The organism is Candidatus Symbiobacter mobilis CR, assembly GCF_000477435.1.
Taxonomy (GTDB): domain Bacteria; phylum Pseudomonadota; class Gammaproteobacteria; order Burkholderiales; family Burkholderiaceae_C; genus Rhodoferax; species Rhodoferax mobilis.
Genome location: NC_022576.1, coordinates 2,061,412 through 2,079,995, shown reverse-complemented (window position 1 = coordinate 2,079,995; position 18,584 = coordinate 2,061,412). Strand labels below are relative to the sequence as shown.

The window sequence follows — 18,584 nt, the reverse complement described above, 5'->3', positions numbered from 1 at the left end:
CCCCATGCTCCGCGTACGACACCTGTGTTTCGGCCATGGCTCCCGCGTCTTGTTGCGCGACTTGGATATGGACGTGCGTCCCGGGGAAATGCTGGCCGTGCTGGGGCCGAACGGCGCAGGCAAAACCACGCTGCTCAAGGTGCTGGCGCACTTGTGGATGCCGCACGCGGGTTCGCTGCTGCTTGATGACGTTCCCCTGACCGGGCTGACGCCCCCAGAGCGCGCGCGCCGTGTGTCGTACCTGCCGCAGCAAAGCGAAGCGGCGCCCGTCACGGTGTTCGAGGCAGTGCTGCTGGGGCGCGTGCCGCACCTGGGCTGGCAGGTGGGCGAGGCCGATCTGGCGCGGGTCGACAACGTCCTGGCCCATCTTCATTTGGCTCCCCTGGCTGACCGATGCTGCATGGCCCTATCCGGCGGCGAGCTGCAAAAAGTGCTGATTGGCCGCGCCCTGGCCCAAGAACCGCGCTTGTTGCTGCTGGACGAGCCGGTCAACCACCTCGACCTGGCAAACCAGATCGACGTGCTGTCGCTGGTACGCGCAAGCACCCGCGAGCAAGGCTTGATCACCCTGGTCGTGATTCACGATCTCAACCTCGCGCTGCGTTTTGCGGATCGTTTTCTGCTTCTCGACGGCCACGGCGGCTGCGAAACCTTTCCGATGGATGCGCTCAGCCCGGATCGGGTGCGCCGTGCCTACGGCGTGCCCGTGGCGCGGGGTGAAGTGGCCGGTTTTTCGATGCTGGTACCGCTATGAACCCCACACTGCCGCCGCCCGGTTGGGCGGTCGATCCGCTGCTGCAAGCCATTGCCGACCGTTGCACCGCTTGGCTGCAAGGGCGCGACCTGGGCGTGGAAGACATCTGTCTGGGGCACCCTGTCTCCTGGGCCATCGTTCGCGACGGCCAAGGCCGCCGTGGCCTGGGCGCCGCGCTGACGCCCATCGGCGAAAGCAACGACCGTGACGGCCTATTCGCCGGGTTGTCGCAAGACTGGCGGGACTGGCCCTTGTCCGCGCTGCCCGCACGGCTGCTGGCGCGCCACCCCCTGGAGCGTTGCATCGCGCTGGCGGCCATCAATGCCGTCTCGCAATACCGCCTGGGTTGGGAAAACCTAGCGCCGGTCGAGCCGGGGGAACGCGGGGAACGGGAAGCAGGGCAGGGTGGTGGACGCGCAAGCGTCGTGCGCTGGGTGGCCGCGCAAACACCCCAGCGGCTGGTGATGATCGGCAACATGCAGCCCTTGGTGGCAGGGCTGCGGGAATTCGGCATCGTGCCGATGGTGTTCGAACGCCACGCAAGCAACCGCTGCGGCGCGCTGAACGACGCGCAGGAATGGGCTTGGCTGCCACACGCCGACGGATTGATCGCGACTGGCGCTACCCTGGTCAACCATACCCTGGCGCCCTTGGTTGCGTGGACGGGAGCAGCGCGCTTTCGCATCTTGGTGGGGTTTTCCGCGCAGACCCACCCTGCTTTTCTGGCCGGGCTGGGGCTGACCCATGTATTCAGCGTCCATGTGGACGACGTGGACGGCATTCGCCGACGCTTGCAATTGGGCCACTGGAATGCGATGTTCGAGAGCGAAACCCCCTACCTGGCACGCTTGGCGGACAAAACGCCGGGACTACTCTAGACAGCGAGATTCAGGTTGTCCGCGCCGATTCTGCAGCGCCATTGAGGTAGCGTGCTTTTTCCTGAAAGTCTTGGTCGGAATCGGCATGCTGCAAAGCAATTTGACGGAAGTCTTCCTGAATCGCGAGGAAAGCCAGGGTGATATCGGGGTCGAAGTGCAGGCTCTTCCCGTCCAGCATCACCGTTACAGCTTGGTCATGCGGCATTCCTTCTTTGTAGATGCGTCGGCTGATCAAGGCATCGTACACATCGGCAATCGCCATCAATCGCGCAGAAATGGGAATGTCATTCCCTATCAATCCTTGCGGATAACCGGAGCCATCCCACTTTTCATGGTGTGATAAAGCGATTTCCTTGACCATCGTCAAGAATTCGACGGTCATTCCCAGGGACTTTTCTCCGTGTGCGATGGCACGATACCCCAGCGTCGTATGGGTTTTCATGATCTCGAATTCGGACGGCTCCAAACGCCCTGGTTTGAGCAAAATCCGATCCGGAATGCCTACCTTGCCGATGTCGTGCAGCGGCGCCGACTTGAATAGCAGCGTGATGTTGGCAGGGGTCAAGTAGCGTGCAAAACGTGGATGGTGCTGCAACCTCGTAGCCAAGGCGCGCACGTACAACTGCGTGCGGCGGATGTGGTTGCCCGTTTCCGGGTCGCGTGTTTCGGCCAAGGAAGCCATCGCATGGATGGTGACGTCCTGAATGGCGGCGACTTCCTGGGTGCGTTGGACTACTTCGACTTCCAGGGTATGCGCTTTGTTTTGCAAAAAATCGGCGTAGTTCTTGAGTTCCAGTTCCTTTTTGACCCGGGCGAGCACGACGGGGGGGCTGATTGGTTTGGTAATGAAATCGGCGGCCCCCAGGTCAAAGCACAATTTTTCATTGTCAATCGACGTTTTGGCGGTCAGGAATATCACGGGAATGTGGTGGGTACTGGGGTCGGCCTTGAGGCGACGGCATACTTCGTACCCATCGAGTACCGGCATCATGATGTCGAGCAGAATCAAATCCGGTTGCTTTCCCGATATATGCCCAGAAGAAACCAGTTTGAGCGCTCTTTCGCCATTGTTGGCGATTTGCACGTGGTACACCGGCTTGAGCAGGGCGCTCATCAAAGCCAGGTTGTCGGGCGAATCGTCCACGATCAATATCGTGGATTTGGTATCGACATCGGGCGCATTCATGATGATATGTTGGCTTTTTCGGAGAAAGCAGTCTGTGCGGCTTGGAGGATGTGCAAGGCGACCTCGAAGTCGAACATGGCAATGGCCTCCTGCATGGCGTGATAGTGATCAGGGAAAGCCGCCTGGAGCAAATCCGCATGGGCTTCCAAGACTTCCCCCGCTTGGATGCTTCCTTCAGCAAGCAACATGCCAAGCTGTTCCACCACGTTGCGAACGGGCGCAAGGTCCCGGGGGGGCGCATCGGCATCGGACAGCGGGGATGCCGGTGCATCGCCGGTACCCATCGACGCCAATCCAACCACAACAGGGTGCAACGCTGCCAATGTCGCTTGCAATAACGCATCGATGCGCTCGGGTGGCTCCCCGTTCTTGCATGCCAGCTCCAATTCCTCCGCCGCAGCCTGCACAGCAGCCGCGCCGATATTGCCGGCAGTGCCCTTGAGGGTGTGGGCCAGGCGCTCGGGCGCTGCGGCATCCACAGAATCCATGGCATGGTTCCCGGCATCCATTCCGGCATGGATCGCGACATGCTTGCGAGCGTCGCCAAACAGTGTGGCAAATTGCCCCATCGCCTCGCGAAACCGGATCAGCAACGAGGTATACAGCCGCACGTCTTGCATGGCGATGGCCAGCCCAGTGTTCACATTGATGCCCGGCAATGCCGGGAAGTGCGCGGGCGCTGCGGGCGCTGGCAGTGCCCCGGCGGGCGACGATGCATCGACCACTTGCTTGGGCTTGATCCAGTGGATCAGGGTATCAAACATGGCTTCAATATTCAGTGGCTTGCCGATGTGGTCGCACATGCCGACAGCCAAGACCTTTTCTCGTTCTCCAGTGATGACGTTGGCGGTCATCGCAATGATCGGCAAGGCGGCCCAGGCAGGGTTTTTGCGAATCTCCCGCGCGGCGGTATAGCCGTCCATGACGGGCATTTGGCAGTCCATCAACACCCCATCGAACCTGTCATCCCTCGCCAGGGTTTCCAGCGCCTCTTGCCCGTTCGTGGCCAGCACCACATCAATGCCGACCTTGCGCAGCAATTCGGTCGCGAGTTCCTGGTTCATTTCATTGTCTTCCACCAATAGCACGCGCGCACCCCGCAGGCTTTGCATTGCTTGGCCATGCATCTTGGCTCGGGCCGCTGCGCGTCTGTCGCTGGGGACGTGCAGGGACAAGGCTTCGCCAATGGCGTCGAACAGGGTCGATACGGTGACGGGTTTGATCAGCACGGCATGGACGTCGATGCCTTGCTGCTGGGCGGCGTGCTGCATCTCTTCCTTGCCGTGGCCCGTGACGATGATCACCTTGGGCGCGGAGACCAGCTCCATGGTTCGCAGGTGCCGCAGGCACTCGATGCCGTCCATGCCCGGCATCTTCCAGTCCATCAAAACCAGGCCGTAGGGCGTACCGTTCTGGCTTGCATACGCTAGGCGTTCCAGCGCTTCCCGGCCATGGGCTGCCACGTCGGTGGGCATGCCCCAGGCCAGCATCATCTCGGAAAGAATCTCGCGCGCGGTGGCGTTGTCGTCGACGACGAGAACGCGGGTTTGCTGCACGGTATCGAGGGGGATCGCCCGGTCGAAGGCAGGCGCATCTTGCAGGCCAAACTGCGCATGAAAGTGAAAGGTGGAACCTTGGCCATAGGTGGTGTCTGCCCAGATCGTGCCTCCCATCAATGCGATGAGGTTCCGGGAAATGGCCAGTCCCAGTCCGGTACCGCCATATTTGCGGGTGGTCGAGGCATCCGCCTGGCTGAAGGACTGAAAGAGTTTGCCTTGTTGCTCTTGGGTCATTCCAATACCGGTATCCTGCACCCAAAAATGCAATTGCACGGTATCGGAAGTGCTCGATACCGTTTCGATTCCCACGATGATTTCGCCGCGCTCGGTAAATTTGACGGCATTGTTGCCCAGATTGACCAATACCTGACTCAGGCGCAAGGCATCGCCAACGAGCGCATTGGGAACATTCTTGGAAATCCGGAACAAGAGTTCGACACCGGTATCTTCAACACGGATTCCCAAAATATTGGCGAGGTTATCCATCACATCGTACAACTGGAAAGGGGACTGCTCCAGGGACAGTTTGCCCGCTTCGATTTTTGAGAAATCCAGGATGTCATTGATGATCCCAAGCAGGTTTTCCGCAGCACGATGGATTTTTAGTACATAGTGTTGTTGTTTGGGGTTGAGTTCCGTTTGTAAAGCCAGGTAGGACATGCCGATGATGGCGTTCATCGGCGTGCGTATCTCGTGGCTCATATTGGCCAGGAAATCTGCTTTGGCCTGGCTGGCGCGTTCTGCCGTTTCCCGCGCAGCGGCAAGGTCGTCTTCCATGCGTTTGCGTTCGGTCAAATCGCGAATCGTCTCGATGGCTCCCGTGATGTTGCCTTCTGCATCGCGCAACAACGATGCGCTGCCCTGCAGCCACAGTTGATTACCCATTCGCACGTTCACGGCAGTCTCGGCAACGATTCTTTCGCCAAAGCGTTGCACATGACGGTAATTTGCATCCAATAAGTCATTGTCTGGCATGAAAACCAGATCGATCAGAATGGGCTTGCGTTCGCCATAGAACGCGAGGGCATATTCCCGGTTTCCTTTGCCGAGGATATCCACGGCTTTGATTCCCGTCATTTGTTCCGCCGCCCGGTTCCAACTGGTCACGATGCCTTCGCTGTCGATCACGAACGTGGCATCCGGCAAAAAGTCGATGATGGTCGATAACTTGGTTTCTGATGCGCGCAACCCGTCTTCGAGCTGTTTGTGCCCTGTGATGTCATGGATCGTCTCGATGGCACCGCTGACCTGGCCTTGCGTGTCGTGGAGCGCCGTCGCATACGCCTGGATCCAGAGTTCTTTCCCCATGGGGCTGATCGACACTTCCCCGGCAAGCACATCGCCAATTTTCCGGAAGTGGTGGTAGTGGCCACGCACGTCGATATCGGGATGCAACACAGCATCGATCATGATGGGACGACGCTGCCCGTAAAACGCAATAGCGTATTCATAGTGGCCTTTGCCGATCATGTCTTGCGCTTTGGCGCCCGTCATCATTTCCGCAGCGCGGTTCCAGGCAGTGATCATCCCTTCTGCATCGACAACGAACGCTGCATCCGGCAACATATTGATGATGTCATCCACCCTGCGTTTTGATTGCTCCAGTTCCAGCATGACATTTTTTCTGGCGGTGATATCCCGAACGATTTCGATACCGCCATAAATCGTTCCGCTGGTATCACGCAATGGCGATGCACTGGCTTCAAACCACAATCCACGCTGCGGAAGATATCCCTCTCCCGAAAGGGTATCGCCTTGTTTGGAGAAGTGGGCGTATTTGTGCGGAGTGACATCGTCCATCTGCAAAAGCAGGTCGATCAGCACAGGCCGTCGCTCTCCGTAGAAAGATACGGCATATTCGTAATTGCCTTTGCCAATGATGTCTTTCGCCATGGTTCCCGTCATCAATTCCGCAGCGCGATTCCATGCGGTAACGACCCCCTGGGCATCGGTGACGAAAGTCGCATCAGGCAGGTTGTCGAGAATCGCTGCCAGTTTGACGTTTTGCTGTTTGGCTTCTTCGGTCAGGGATTCGTTTTGAATACGCAGTCGCAAGGCTTCTGTGACCGAGGCGCCCATGTACCGGGACACGGAGTGATACGCCAAAAATGTCACCATCATTCCAGCGGCCATGAAATAGTCATACTTCTGCCCTGCCAACAAATGGGACACTATGGCAACGGTCGCAGGGGGGATGACGTAAAACTTGAATAGCCCCCGAACCAACGCCATAGAACCCAGGGCAGTTCCACTGCTCGCCAGAACGACCAAGTCCAAAAACCCCCAGTATTCGTGCGGCACATACCGGTAGCCGATCACGCCAACGAGAAAATAAATCCCTCCGCTGTTCACGGCTAATCGAATCAGCCGGAATTTCCAGGCGGGGATATCGAATTCATGGATAGCCAGTTTCCGTACAGCCAAGGTGGCCTGATAACGAATCACCAAAACCCCTACCGTAAACAACCCGAGGCCCACAATATGGCCCAATGGAGCGATCCCGTAAAAGAAAGCCAGGATGACGACAACGGACAGGACGATCGAAAAGAGGATATGCGTCTGGCTGCAAAACAGACGGACTTGTTCAATGGCTACGCGGTCCTCCAGCGGAAGAGCAGAGGATTCGGGAGAACCAGAAGAGTGGATGTATTGGTTCATAAGGGTTCATCCAGACACGGATGCGGTCACGAAAAACCGCTTTGTGCAAGCAAATCTATGCACACGATACAGCCCCGCAATGGTGGTCACACCCCACCACGTGAAGAACAGCTTGCCAAGGCTGCCAATGCGTAGTCCTCAAGAAAGGCGACTGTATCGGCCAGAGTCGGCCAAGATTTTCCAGTGCCGACCATAGTTCGTTGTTCATGCAAAAGAAGGCTGCGCAGCACATCCCCCCATTGCCCCCCCATGGCGCTCCCGCAAGGCGGAAAGCAGATGCGCCAAGCCGACAATGCTTGCCTCCCCATCTTGCTCTTTTCCCATGACTGCCTTTCGCCTGGGCCGCAGGGTTCCCCCGCACGAACGCCCCCCCGTTTGCTGGTATCACCCGGGTACGCTGCTGCGTACTGCGTTAGGGCTGCTGTCTTCACGCAACCAGTTCTACAACCGCGATGAACGCGAAAGTCAGCCCACGCCCTTGACGATCATGGACCTGGGTATCCCGCAACCTCAACAAGAGCGCGACCACGAAGGCAAGAGCGGCAATAACGACACAAACAACAAGAACGACCAAAACGAGCAGCACACCGCAGATTTCTGGTTCGACTTCATTGCCGACACAGGGGACGGGGGCAACGCCACCTATGCCGTGGCGCAGACAGCGCTGGGGGCCTGCGTTCGCAATAGCACAAAGACCGAAAAGACTGAAAAGAGCCAGAACGGCGACAACGGCGAACCCTTCCTCCCCCGCGCAGACTTGCTGCTCTTTGGCGGCGACTTGGCGTACCCCAGCGCCGGGGTGTTGGAGTATCGCTACCGCTTCGTCGAGATGTTCGAAGCTGCGCTGCCGCCGGATGCCCACGCCCAGCCGAGGACGATCGCCGCGATTCCGCAGAACCATGATTGGATGGATAGCGCTTCGACCTTCGCACGGTACTTTCTTCGGCACAAAACCGCCCGGGGCTTGCTGGGCGCACGCATTCCCCAACGGCAGAGCTACTTCTGCGCCCGGCTACCCCACAGATGGTGGGTGCTGGGCCTTGACTTCGCGCTGACCGACGACATCGACCGGGAACAGTTCGAGCAATTCCGCGCTATCGCCCTGGGTAGCACCGACCCTGCGATGGGCGCCGGGGACAAGGTCATCCTCGTCTATCCACACCCGGTTTGGACGACGCCCGTCGATGCCGCTGTCTGCCCCGGCGCTGCGCTGCGCTACCAGTTGCTCGAAGGCTTGTTGGGCGACCGCATCGCGCTGCGGTTGACGGGCGACCTGCACCACTATCTGCGGTGGACGTCCCCTCGCGGTGGGATGCTCGTCGTCTGCGGAACGGGCGGGGCCTTCACGCACCCCACGCATACGCGAACGACGAATGCGCCCATCGTGCTGCGGCGCGAAGCCAACGCCGATGCGATCCCCGCCAACCCCGGCACCGTAGTACGCATGGGGGTGGAAGACGGCCCCTTGCATCCTGGTGACGAGCGCTTCGAGCGGGTCGAACCCAGTGCCTATCCCTCTGCGGCGCAGAGCCGGACACTGGCGCTGCACGGCCTATGGGCGCTGTTCGGCGGTGGAATGACATGGGGGGAGGGCAACCGCTGGTTCGCTGCCCTGCTTGGGGGGCTGTACCTCGTCGCAGCCATGGGGGCTGGTTCCCTCGTAGGCACCCTCGGCGCGCTGGCAGTATTCGGGGCGCTGTGCCTGACCATCGGTTGGGAGGCCCACTACGAAACGCCGACGACCTGGGGCGCTTGGCGTCGCTGGGGGCTGGTGCTGGGCGCGGGTACGGGGCACGCGCTGGCGCACTGTGTGCTGGCGTGGTCGGTCGGCACGGTGCTCCCCGGGCTGGTGGAAGCATGGTTGCCACAGTCGCCCGGCTGGGCTGTGCAAGGGCTGACTGCATTGGGGGCGCTGGCCGTGGGCAGCGTGGTGGGCGCGCTGCTCTTTGGCGGTGTGCTCGCTGCAATGTCGTGGTGCGGGTACCTCACGAACAACGCTTTTTCCGTATTGGGGGTGCAGGACTACAAAGGGTTCCTGCGGTGTCGCATCGACCGCAACGGGGTGCTGACCGGGCACTTCGTCGCCATCGACCGCACCCCACGCCAGTGGCGTGCTGCTGCGGGTGGGCAACCCGTGTGGGAGAGCGCGGAGGCACCGATCCAGCCCCGCGTGCATGACCACTTCACCATTGGGGCAGCGCCGTGAACCCGGACGCACATCTGCTCTGGCGTGCGCCGCCGTGGGCGCTGGCCGTGTTGCTGGCCATGCTGGCAATGCTCGGCCCCTTTTCGATCGACACCTACCTACCAGCGTTCGCGGGCATTGCGCAGTCGCTGCACGCCACCCCCGTGCAAATGCAGCAAACCCTGTCCGCGTATCTGTTCGGCTTTGCGTTCATGAGCCTGTTCCACGGCGCCATTTCAGACAGCGTGGGGCGCAGGCCGGTGGTGCTGTGGGGGCTGGCGGCGTTCACGCTCGCATCGCTGGGGTGTACGCTGGCGCAGAGCATCGGCCAGCTCGTGTTTTTTCGCGGGATGCAGGGGTTGACCACGGGCGCCGGGATCGTCGTTTCCCGCGCCGTGGTGCGCGATATGTTCCCGCCTTCGCAAGCGCAGCAGGTGATGAGCCAGATCACCATCTTTTTTGGCGCTGCTCCGGCCATCGCGCCCATCATCGGGGGGATGCTCTTCGTGCATTGGGGTTGGCACAGCGTGTTCGGGTTCCTGACTGTCGTCGGCATCGCGCTATGGATCGCCAACTATCGCCTGCTGCCGGAAACGCTGCACGTCAGCGCACGCCAGCCTTTTGGCCCGCGCAACCTGATGCAGGGGTACTGGAAGCTTGGGATGGATCCGCGCTTTGTGCTGCTGACGCTCTCCAGCGGCATTCCATTCAATGCGCTGTTCGTGTACGTGCTGTCGGCCCCCGCGTTTCTGGGCGAACACCTGGGGCTTGCGCCGACGCAGTATTTCTGGTTCTTTTTGTGCTCGGTCGCCGGCATCATGGGCGGGGCATGGTGGAGCGGCAGACTGGCAGGCACGCTTGCGCCGCAACGGCAGGTGCGCCTGGGGCTGGGGGTGTTTGTGGGGGTCGCGATAGTGAACCTCGTCGCGCATGCGCTGTTTCCAGCGCATGTGGGGTGGGCGCTGCTGCCGATCTTCGTTTTTGGGGTAGGGTGGGCGGTACTCGTTCCGGCGGTGACGATCCTGCTGCTTGACCTGCACCCCGACCGGCGCGGGATGGCGTCTTCCCTGCAAGCCTTCGTTGCCTCGGCATCGACCGGCATCGTCGCGGGGGTGGTAGCGCCGTGGGTGATGCACTCCACCGTGGCGCTGGCTGCCTCAGCCCTGGTCATGGCGCTCATCGGTTGGGCGGCCTGGGTAACCCTCCACCGCCGATGGCCGGACATTGGCCGGACGATCCACGCGGTGCCTGCACGATGAACGCACGCCCCACGCTACAACTGTCCCTGCAATTCGCACGCGGGGATTTGGGCACCGAACACCGCGCCGCGCTGCAACGCCACCACGTCACACGGTGGATTCGCTCCGCCTTGTGCCGCGACGCGGAGATGACCGTTCGCGTGGTGGGTGCGGAAGAAGGGCTGGCACTGCACCGCGACTATCGCCACGGCGACCATCCGACCAATGTGCTGACCTTCGACTACGAGCAGGAACCGATCGTCGTGGCAGACCTGGTGCTATGCGCGCCCGTCGTCGCGAAAGAGGCCGCAGCGCTGGGCATCCCGCTGGCCGCGCACTACGCGCACCTGCTCGTCCACGGTACCCTGCACGCCCAAGGCTGGACGCACGACGGCGAAGACGACGCGCAAGCCATGGAACGCCGGGAATCCGAGATCATGCAGAAACTGGGCTTTGCCGATCCGTACCGTATTGCGTAGGCACGACGGTAGTTGCGATGGCGGCCCTTCCTTCGGCAACGTAGGCTCTGTATCCCCTTCCACTTTTACGACCGAGACCATGGTGATAGTGCGTAATCGGTGTGTAATCTCCACAGATTTTTGTCGGTTTTTGTTGGCGATTTTTGATCGATCAGACGAAAAACCCCCTGAATCTCAAAAAATTCAGGGGGTTAGGGTGGTTTGCGGTGATTGGGGGGCTATTGCGCTTTTTGTGTGTTGGTGCCGGTAGACGGAATCGAACCGCCGACCTTCTCATTACGAATGAGCTGCTCTACCGACTGAGCTACACCGGCGAAAGCGGCGAATTCTAGCGGCCTCCCCGCAGGGGCGATGACTGCCATGACGACTGCTAGGACTGCTCCACAACGCGCACCCGGTCAACTGGCAAAGTTGCGCAACCAGCGCTGCTCAAACTCCTCGGCACTGACGGGATAGCCAAAAAAGTAGCCTTGACCCACTTCCGCGCCGAGTTCGCACAGCCGTTCGCATTGCATCGGCGTTTCCACCCCTTCTGCCACGAGGCTGTGGCCTAGGTCGTGCGCCATGTCGATGATCGTGCGCACCAACACGGCGTCGTTGGCATCGGTGAGCATGCTCGCGACAAAACTTTGGTCGATCTTGATGACTGATACCGGCAACAAGCGTAAATACGACAAGCTGGAGTAGCCGGTACCGAAGTCGTCGATCGCCACCGACACCCCCGTGGAGCGCAACGCCTGCAAGCGTTCGAGCTGCTCGGAGGTATGGTGGAGCAGGGCGTCTTCCGTGATCTCCAGTTCCAGCATTTCAGGCCCGACACCACTGGCTTGCAGCAATGCGTTGATTTGGTCGAGGAGGTCGCTACGCTGCAGATCGGCAACATTCTGGTTGACGGCCATCCGCATCGTCGGCTTCCACAACCCCGCACGCAACCATTCCCCCAATTGGCGCAGCGAATCCTGCATCACCCAATGGTCTAGCTCGACGAGGAGGCCACTTTTTTCCGCGACGCCGATGAACACCCCCGGCAGCGTAATGCCATGGCCCGGCCGATCCCAGCGCACCAACGCCTCTGCGCCAACCAGCTCCCCCGTATTGAGCATGCATTTGGGCTGGTAGTACACACGGAATTGCTGCTCGACCAAGCCGATGGCCAGCTCGGTCTGGATCGTGAACGCAAGGTCGTTGCTGGCGCCCATGTCTGCCGTGTAGCTGAGCATCCGATTGCGCCCAGTCATCTTGGCCCGGTACATCGCCATGTCTGCGCTACGCAGCAGTTCGTCCGGCGAACGTCCGTCTTCCGGAAAGACCGACACCCCCATGCTCGCCATCGGACGGTACGAACCCGCCCCTTCGAGCACGAGCGGTTCTCGCAACCGCACGAGCAGATTGTTCGCTAGCGACAAGGCGCCTGGCCGGTCGGTATTGGGCAGCAGGATGACGAATTCGTCACCCCCCATCCGGGCGACGGTATCTTCGCTGCGCACCCCGCGCTGCAAGCGTTCGGACACCGTGCGCAGCAGAATGTCCCCCACCTGGTGGCCCAGGGTGTCGTTGACCTCCTTGAAATGGTCGAGATCAACGAACAACAGCGCAAACTGGGATTGTTGGCGCTGTGACTGCGCAACGAGCTGCGCGATGCGGTCGTTGAAGAGATCGCGGTTGGGCAAGCCGGTCAACCCATCGTAGGACGCCTGCCGCTGCAAAGCGATTTGCGCTTCGTGGAGCTGGGTCACATCGCTTTGCAAGGCGATGTAGTGCATCACCTGCCCTTCACTGTCCCGCACGACGGAAATATTGCTCCAAACTGTGAAGAAGCTGCCATCGGCGCGACGGTTGTTGAGTTCCCCGGCCCAGTGCCCCGTTTGCATCAACGATCTGCCGATCGATTCATAAAAAGCAGGGCTATGCCGCCCGGACTTCAATACCCGCGTATGCTGCCCCAGCACGGCCTCTGCACTGAACCCGGTCATCCGTGTGAAAGCCGCGTTGACGCGGATGATGTGCATCTGCGCGTCCGTGACGATGATGGCTTGGTCGGAATTCTGGAAGACCGATTCGCTGAGCAAGAGCTTCCGTTGCTGCGCTTTGAGGGCGCTGACGTCGGTCGCAATCCCGCCCACCCCATAGGCTTTGCCTGCGCGGTCATACAACGGAAAACGCCGCGTGACGAAATCGATGGGGTCGCTTTCTCCAACGGGGTGGATCCGTTCCTCGAACGTCGTGGGCACCCCCGATTGCAACACTTGCTGATCGGCTTCGCGGTGCAAAAGCGCATCACGCAATGGTTGGAAGGATTCCCGCGTGTGCCCGAGCACGGCATCGCGGGGGCGCTGCAAAAGCTGAAGCAGAGCCTGATTCACCAACAGCATCTTGCCTTCCAGATCGGCAGCGTAGATAGGGTTGTCGGTGGCATCGAGCAGCGCGTCATACAGTCGCCGCTCCTGCTCCCGCGCCTGTTCGGCATTGCGGTCGACGAGCAGCAGCAACACCCGGCGGTCGAGCTTGTAGTCCATCGACAAACCGATGAGGTGTACGTCGAACACGACGGGCGCGCCAGCCTGGTTGGTGATTTCGACACGCCGCAAGACTTGGGACTGGCCGGGCATGACATCGCGCAGCGCCACGTGCAGCCGCGCACGGTCAGGCTTGTTGAGCCGGTGCCAGAAGCGGATATCCAGAGCTACGAAGCGCCCGTGCGCGCCAAGCAAGGTGGTCGCACGCTCATTGCAGTCGTCGACGATGCCGTTGGTATCGAGCACCAGCGCCGGCAGCGGCATCTGGTCGAAGAGGGTGCGGTAGCTACGCTGGGCGTGTTCGGCCTCGAGCTGCGCTGCACGCAGTTCTTCGTTCTGCAGCTCCAGCTCGACCTGGTAGATACGCAGGTCTTCGAGCAGCTTGCTCGTACCCATCGCGTCGGGACGATCCATCGTCCCGGACTTCTGGCATTGATCCAGCACCGCTTGCGCACGCTGCTTGAGCAACTGCAAACGTTGCGACTTCCGCTCTTTGGATTCCTGATCCATCTGGCTTAGGACGTGACAACTGCGAGAACCGCTGGACAGCGGAATACGCTCAAGTCTTGCGCCAGTCAGTAATGTCGAGATGGCTCACTACTGCACCGGGCTGCTCCCCGGCAACAGTGGATACATGCATGAGAAACCAACGCTGACCCGATGACAAATCCGCAGGGTATTCCACGGAGAAATGCGACTCTGCGCCGGACAGCACGTCCCGCACACCACGCTCCGCGTTCGCCAGCAACGTGTCCGACGAACCGAGCAGCCGCTCGCACACGGATAGGTAATCGATGCCCAAGCCGAAATACCCCAATTCGGGGTCGCCATGGCTGGCGGCAATGCCATGCCAAGCGCTATTCACCGAGGTGATGATCCCGTGGTTGTTGAGCACCACCACACCGGCCGGGAGCGAGTCGATGATGTTTTGCAAGCGGGACACTTCATGGAGCGCAGTGACGTCCATGAACGTGATGACTGCCCCCTTCGACGGGGACGAGGGCACGCTGTACGGCAGCATGCGAACGAAATAGTGCAACCCGGCTATGCCCCGGATTTCTTTTTCGACGCGCGTTCCCTCTTTGAGCGTGCGTGTCAGGTCGGCGATGAGGTCCGGGTAGATGAGGGTATGCGCCAAGTCGTCCAGCGGACGACCCAGATCCGTCTCTCGCAACTTGAAGATGTGCGTAGCGTCCGGGCTGAAGCGCGTCAGCAGCAGGTTGTCATCGACGAACACTGCCCCGGCGGCAACGGCTTGCGCCATGTTGTCGAGATCGGCATTGAGCCGGTTGAGGATGTCGATCTTCTCTTGGTACTCGGCGTTGACGGTGTTGAGTTCCTCATTGACCGACTGCAATTCCTCGTTGGAGCTTTGGAGTTCCTCATTGGAGGACATCAGCTCTTCGTTGGTCGATTGCAGTTCCTCGTTCGAGGTTTCGAGTTCTTCGACGGTGGCTTGCAGGCTTTCGCGCGTGGCGGTCAGTTCGCGTTCCAGCACCTCCATGCGCTCGGCGGTCTCGGAATCGACGTCGATCGTCGTGGCCAACTCGGCAGGGTTGGGCGCATGCAACTGCTCGAAAGCCAGCAAGGTCAGACGCTCGCCTTCGAACTCTTCGACAGGCCACGCACTCATGCGCAGATGTTCGACTTCGCCCTCGCGCGTCATCATCTTGAGGCGATCCGAGCTGACGCTGGCACCTTCGCGGCCCGCCTTGAACAGCAGGGCCACAGCGATCGGCACGAGGGAATCAGGGAGGATACGGTTGAGTTCGAGGCTGGCGTGTCCTTCACGAAGTTGTAGAAACTTGTGTACGTCACCGTAGGAATGGACAAGCTCGTGGCGGCTGTTGACCAGGATGGCAGCAGGCGGCCCGAAGGCCTTGAGCAGTGCGGCGAAGCCCTGATCCACCGCGCTGGACTTGATCCGGTTCGAACGGTTGGACTGGCCCGTCATCAGCGGCGTGCTGCCGGAGTAGCCGTAGCCCGTTCCCTTGGCCATGTCCAGCGGCAGGCTCAGCGGGCGGATCATTTGCCAGATCTTGTGCTTGGCGCTGACCGGCGTGAAGTCCTTCTGCATCTCGGCCAGCGATTCGCTCGAACCCAGGAACAGATATGCCCCTGGCAGCAGCGCATATTGCAAGCGCTTGAGCGCGCGCTCCTGCGCCTGGCTGCGGAAGTAGATCAAGGCATTGCGGCAGACGACGAGATCCATCCGCGTGAACGGCGGATCTGTCAACAGGTTATGCCGGGCAAAGACGATGCACTGGCGCAACTCGTTTTTGACGACGAAGTTATTGCCTTTTTTGATGAAGAAGCGTTCCAACTGTTGCGGAGAGACTTCCGCAGCGATCGATTCCGGATAGGTACCAGCACCAGCGGTTTCGATGTTCTGCTGTTCGACGTCGGTCGCAAAGATCTTGAGCGAAGGCCAACGTTTGAGCTGGTCGAAAGCCTCCAGGAACATCATCGCGATGGAGTAGGCTTCCTCACCAGTGGAGACCGCCGCCGCCCAGACGCGGATCGAATCCCCGGCCTGCTTGCGGGCAACCATCGGCTCGATGATCTGTCTGCCCAGAATGTCGAAGGCTTCGGTATCCCGGAAGAAGCTCGTGACCGGGATGAGCAATTCCCGCCGCAGCGCGAGAACCTCGTTGCGGTCGTCGTTGAGCATGTCCAGATAGGCTTCGAGCGACGTCACCTGGCGGACGTTCATCCTGCGCTCAATGCGCCGCATAACGGTTCCGGTCTTGTATTCCTGGAAGTCGATGCCACCCACCTGCAAAAGCAGGCGCAGGATGCCATTCATGGCAGCTTCCGGCGTCAGCGCGAGCACGCGCACGGCGGGTTCTTCGAGCGCGACGGCAGCCTTGACGATGGGCTGGTTGGTGATGTGCGCGATCAGGCGGGAGCCGATCTGTTCGACCGGCAGGATGGCGTCGACGAGGCCAGTCGCAATGACGCTGCGCGGCATACCGTCGAATTTGGCGTTGTCCGGATCCTGCGCGATCAGGAACCCCCCAGCGTCGTTGATCGATGCAGCGCCCCGGGTTCCGTCGGAACCGGTGCCCGACAACACCACGCCCACCGAGCGCGGGCCGTAGTGCGCAGCCATCGACTTGAAGAACACGTCGATGGGCAAAGTCAGCGTACGAGGGTTTTTGGGAGTCAGGCTCAGGATGCCATCGCCCATGTGCATGATCGACCCCGGCGGAATCAGATACACCCGGTCAGGTTCGATCGGCATGTCTTGCTCGACCATCACCACGGGCATGCGCGTGTGGCGGGAGAGCAGATTGGCCATCATGCTCTTGTGGTCAGGGGATAGATGCTGGATGACGACGAAAGTCGCCCCCGAGTCACAGGACAGGCCGTCGAACAGCTTCTCCAGCGCTTCCAGGCCACCAGCCGATGCGCCGATAGCAACGACGTGCGACACGCTGCTGCTACGCTCCGAAGAGGGGGAAGGGGCAACAACTTCTACAGACGACATACAGACCTCTACTCCAAATCGAACGTGCAACGACCCCGGCCACGATGTGCCAAGGCATTATCGATCAACCCTATAACGCAAAACAGGCTGCAATTCGTGCCCAAAACCGCACTGCGGAACCGGCAACAAACCGAAAAACTGGCTACAAAGCGCAAGCAAACAGGTGGAAAACCGGTGGAAATATGGGCGCCTATATAGGCCCTTTATGGGCATCTTTATGGCGCCTTGGAATCCTCGCTCAGGATGACCCGGATGCCATAGTTCAGCGCATACCGTCCACATCTTGCCCCAGCATGGAGCGGGTTACCAGTGTCACACCGGAATCGGTGACGTGAAAGCGCTTGCCATCGGCAACGGGATCGACGCCGATGCGCGTGTTGTGGGGCAGGACGCAATCCCGATCAATGATGCACTTGCGCAGGATGCAATGGTTGCCGACCTGGACGCTAGGCAGGATGATCGAGTCTTCGATCACCGAATAGCTATGCACCCGCACCCCGGAAAACAGCATCGACCTACGCACCATCGAACCACTGACGATGCAGCCGTCGGAGATGACGGAATCGACCGCCATACCGCGCCGGGCGTCGTCGTCAAAGACGAATTTCGCGGGGGGGTTCTGCTGCGGCCAAGTCCAAATCGGCCAACTGTCGTCGTACAGGCTGAGTTGGGGGGTGACTTGCACCAAGTCCATGTTGGCTTCCCAATAGGCGTCAAGCGTTCCAACATCGCGCCAGTAGGGGGGTTTGCCAGGCTCCTGCACGCAACTGTTGGCAAAGTTCTGGGCAAAGGTGCGGTAGCGTTTGACGCAATGGGGAATGACGTCCTTGCCGAAATCATGGCTGGACTTGGGGTCGTCTGCGTCGCGGCGAAGCTGCTCGAAAAGGAAGGCCGCATTAAAAACATAGATTCCCATGCTCGCCAGCGCCCGATCTGGATGCCCCGGCATGTGTTGGGGTTCCTTGGGCTTCTCCTGGAACGCGACGATGCGCCCCTCTTCGGCAACGGACATGACCCCGAATTCCTGCGCAGACTTGATCGGAACCTCAATGCATGCGACGGTCATATCGGCACTGCGCTCGACGTGCGCGGCAAGCAAGCGCCCATAGTCCATCCGGTAGATATGATCCCCGGAGAGGATCAGCACGTACTTCGGGTTGGCGTGACGGATTTCGCGTAGGTTCTGGTACACGGCATCGGCCGTGCCCTGGTACCACTGGTCTTCATCGACCTGCTGCTGCGCCGGCATGATCTCGACGAACTCGCCCAGGCGACCGTCCAGAAAACTCCACCCGAGCTGCAAATGCCGGATGAGGCTCTGCGACTTGTACTGCGTGGCCACGCCGATGCGGCGTACCCCGGAATTGACGCAGTTGGAGAGGGTGAAGTCGATGATCCGGAACTTGCCCCCGAAAGGCACTGCGGGCTTGGAGCGCCAATCGGTGAGCTGATGCAGACGACTGCCCCGACCGCCAGCCAGCACCATCGCAAAAGTATTGTGGGTAAGCTGGCTGATGAACCGGGCGTTGCGGCGATCCGGGGCTGCTGTGGACTGGAAACCGGAATCGAGGGACATGGTGCGTGTGTCAGTAGGTGCGTCAGGAGATTGGGAAAACAGGAAAACGGCCTTGGACGCTATGT

At 60.3% G+C, this 18,584-nt stretch carries 10 protein-coding genes and 1 tRNA gene; 5 read left to right on the top strand and 6 right to left on the bottom strand.

What is annotated here, in order from left to right; genetic code table 11:
- The first annotated feature begins 4 nt into the window (after positions 1-4).
- Together CENROD_RS08545 and CENROD_RS08540 are read left to right on the top strand one after the other, a co-directional pair.
- Positions 5-754, top strand: coding sequence for an ABC transporter ATP-binding protein (locus CENROD_RS08545; RefSeq protein ID WP_022774571.1), 750 nt, complete (start codon positions 5-7; stop codon positions 752-754).
- Entirely contained in the window at positions 751-1,632 is an 882-nt protein-coding gene (locus CENROD_RS08540) for a Rossmann-like domain-containing protein (protein WP_022774567.1), read from the top strand. The genes CENROD_RS08545 and CENROD_RS08540 overlap by 4 nt, the downstream gene beginning before the upstream one ends.
- A gap of 10 nt (positions 1,633-1,642) precedes the next feature.
- On the opposite strand, the gene CENROD_RS08535 is transcribed toward CENROD_RS08540, so the two are convergent.
- Both CENROD_RS08535 and CENROD_RS08530 read right to left on the bottom strand, forming a co-directional pair.
- Positions 1,643-2,818, bottom strand: a complete 1,176-nt coding sequence (locus tag CENROD_RS08535) for a response regulator (protein WP_022774563.1) — start codon at positions 2,816-2,818, stop codon at positions 1,643-1,645.
- On the bottom strand, positions 2,815-7,035 hold the full coding sequence (locus tag CENROD_RS08530; protein WP_022774559.1) for a PAS domain S-box protein: 4,221 nt from the start codon (positions 7,033-7,035) through the stop codon (positions 2,815-2,817). The genes CENROD_RS08535 and CENROD_RS08530 overlap by 4 nt, the downstream gene beginning before the upstream one ends.
- A 322-nt stretch (positions 7,036-7,357) precedes the next feature.
- Here CENROD_RS08530 and CENROD_RS08525 point away from each other — a divergent pair, with 322 nt between their 5' ends.
- Genes CENROD_RS08525 through ybeY form a run of 3 tightly spaced genes read left to right on the top strand, consistent with a single transcriptional unit; the run spans position 7,358 to position 10,937 of the window.
- Positions 7,358-9,241, top strand: coding sequence for a metallophosphoesterase family protein (locus CENROD_RS08525; protein WP_022774555.1), 1,884 nt, complete (start codon positions 7,358-7,360; stop codon positions 9,239-9,241).
- Positions 9,238-10,479, top strand: a complete 1,242-nt coding sequence (locus CENROD_RS08520) for a multidrug effflux MFS transporter (RefSeq protein WP_022774551.1) — start codon at positions 9,238-9,240, stop codon at positions 10,477-10,479. The genes CENROD_RS08525 and CENROD_RS08520 overlap by 4 nt, the downstream gene beginning before the upstream one ends.
- Complete coding sequence (gene ybeY / locus CENROD_RS08515) at positions 10,476-10,937, top strand: rRNA maturation RNase YbeY (protein ID WP_022774547.1); 462 nt, start codon at positions 10,476-10,478, stop codon at positions 10,935-10,937. The genes CENROD_RS08520 and ybeY overlap by 4 nt, the downstream gene beginning before the upstream one ends.
- 238 nt (positions 10,938-11,175) lie before the next feature.
- Here the strand turns inward: ybeY and CENROD_RS08510 are convergent.
- The 4 genes from CENROD_RS08510 to glgC all read right to left on the bottom strand — a co-directional run bounded on the left by CENROD_RS08510 (position 11,176) and on the right by glgC (position 18,519).
- Positions 11,176-11,251 (bottom strand) — tRNA-Thr (locus tag CENROD_RS08510).
- Positions 11,252-11,335: 84 nt separating this feature from the next.
- On the bottom strand, positions 11,336-13,963 hold the full coding sequence (locus tag CENROD_RS08505) for a sensor domain-containing protein (RefSeq protein WP_022774544.1): 2,628 nt from the start codon (positions 13,961-13,963) through the stop codon (positions 11,336-11,338).
- A gap of 49 nt (positions 13,964-14,012) precedes the next feature.
- Entirely contained in the window at positions 14,013-16,943 is a 2,931-nt protein-coding gene (locus CENROD_RS08500; protein ID WP_022774540.1) for a chemotaxis protein CheB, read from the bottom strand.
- 262 nt (positions 16,944-17,205) lie between these two features.
- On the bottom strand, positions 17,206-18,519 hold the full coding sequence (glgC, locus tag CENROD_RS08495; protein ID WP_022774538.1) for a glucose-1-phosphate adenylyltransferase: 1,314 nt from the start codon (positions 18,517-18,519) through the stop codon (positions 17,206-17,208).
- Between the last annotated feature and the right edge of the window lie 65 nt (positions 18,520-18,584).